1 protein-coding gene is annotated in these 1865 nt (G+C 68.9%); it reads left to right on the top strand.

From position 1 onward, the window contains the following. Nucleotides 1–90: 90 nt before the first annotated feature. Complete coding sequence (locus ABZ793_RS34640) at nt 91–1680, top strand: IS1182 family transposase (protein ID WP_357465213.1); 1590 nt, start codon at nt 91–93, stop codon at nt 1678–1680. Nucleotides 1681–1865: the final 185 nt, after the last annotated feature.

Below are 1865 nucleotides of genomic sequence, written 5' to 3'. Positions count from 1 at the left end.
GGAGACACGGCCTAGGTGATTGGTGTTAAACGGTGGCTGCCACCGGCGTGGCGGTCATCGTTCTGCATCTATTTATAGTAGTTTGCTGGGATGACGTTGGGCAGAGCGTCGCAGCAGCTGGACCTCCTCGATCCGGTCAGCCGATTCTGCGCTGAGACCCTTCCGGCGAACTCGATCTACGCGTTCCTGCACGATCACCGCGACCGGTTGTTCCCGGACAGCTTGTTTGCTGATCTGTTCGCGCAGGTCGGGCGGCGGTCGGTGCCGCCGTCGGTGGTCGCGACGGTGATGGTGCTGCAGCGTTTGGAAGGACTGTCGGACCGCGAGGCCGTCGACCGGTTCGCGTTCGATGTCCGCTGGCGGTACGCGGCCGGGGCCGGTGGCTGGGACGGCGCTTCGCGGGCCGGGTTCGCGCACACGGTCCTGGTTGACATGCGCGAACGGCTGCGCCGCTCGGCGAACCCGGACCGAATTTTCGAGGTTGCTCTCACGGCGGCGCGGGAGGCCGGGCTGCTGGGACGGCGCCGGGTGCTTGACTCGACCCCTTTGTATGACGCGGTCGCCACGATGGACACGATTACGCTGATCCGCTCGGCGGTCCGCGGGCTGCTCACCGCGGCCGGCCGCGACCTGGCCATCGAACTGCGGGCCGTGTTGACCAGCGGCGACGACTACGCCAGCACGGCGAAACCGGTCATGGACTGGGACGACAAGACCGTCCGGGAAGCGTTGATCGACTCAAGGGCCCGGGACGGGTATGCCCTGCTCGCCGCCCTCGACGGCCGCAAGAAGCTGCCCGAGGCGGTCACCAAGGCGATGCGGCTGCTGGCCACGGTGCTGGGCCAGGACCTGGAAACCGGTGACGACGGGGTGCTGCGGATCGCCCGCAAAGTCGCCGCGGACCGAGTGATCTCCACCGTCGACCCGCAGGCCCGGCACGGGCACAAGACCAGCCACCGCGGCTTCGACGGCTACAAAGGGCATATCACCGTCGATCCGGACAGCGAGATCATCACCGCCACCGAGGTCACTGCCGGTAACACCGGCGACGCCGGCCCGGCCACCGACCTCACCACCCCCGCCGGCGATCAGGACACACCCGGAGCCGACGCGGCGGTCTACGGCGATTCGGCCTACGGCGCCGGTGAAGTACTCGAACGCCTGCATACTGCCGGGATCGACGCCAAGACCAAGGTCCAGCCACCGGTTGCGCCAGGTGGCAAGTTCACCAAGGGCCAGTTCACCATCGACCTCGCCGCCGGCACGGTCACCTGCCCGAACCAGGTCACCATCGCGATCCGCCCGATCACCGGTCACGACCGGCACGCCGGGAAAGCCGACTTCGGCCGGGCCTGCACCGACTGCCCACTCCGCACGCAGTGCACCGAGTCGAAGACCGGCCGGCAGATCACCATCAGCCGCTGGGAAACCCACCTCACGGCCGCCCGGACCCGGCAGACCGACCCAGCCTGGCGGGCCGACTACCGCGCCACCCGCCCCAAAGTCGAACGCAAGATCGCCCACCTCATGCGCCGCCGCCACGGCGGCCGCCGCGCCCGCATGCGCGGCCTGCTCCGCGTCGCCGCCGACTTCAAACTCCTGGCCGCCGCCACCAACCTGGCCCGGCTCGCCACCCTCGGCCTCACCGGCAGCAGCCAGCTCGGCCGGGCCCCCGCCTAACCACCAGAAAGAACCCCGACCAGGCGTCATCCAGCCCAGCAACAGCCCTCAGCCCCACAGCCGCCCGCTGAGCCACCGATCAGCCAGCCCCGCGACTACCCCCTTCACGCCAGCCAACAAGCCGCCAAAACACACACGGGTTGACCGGACCACCGATCAACCCGCGTTTAACACCAGTCACCTAG

The sequence above is a fragment of the Micromonospora sp. NPDC047465 genome, assembly GCF_040643125.1.
In the GTDB taxonomy this organism is placed as follows: Bacteria; Actinomycetota; Actinomycetes; order Mycobacteriales; family Micromonosporaceae; genus Micromonospora.
The sequence above is the reverse complement of the archived record's forward strand: the minus strand, read 5'-3'. Positions and strand labels throughout refer to the sequence as shown.

What these genes read in the sequence shown, in the direction of transcription:
- ABZ793_RS34640 (WP_357465213.1), top strand. Translation starts at nt 91, where the DNA reads ATGACGTTGGGCAGAGCGTCGCAGCAGCTGGACCTCCTCGATCCGGTC.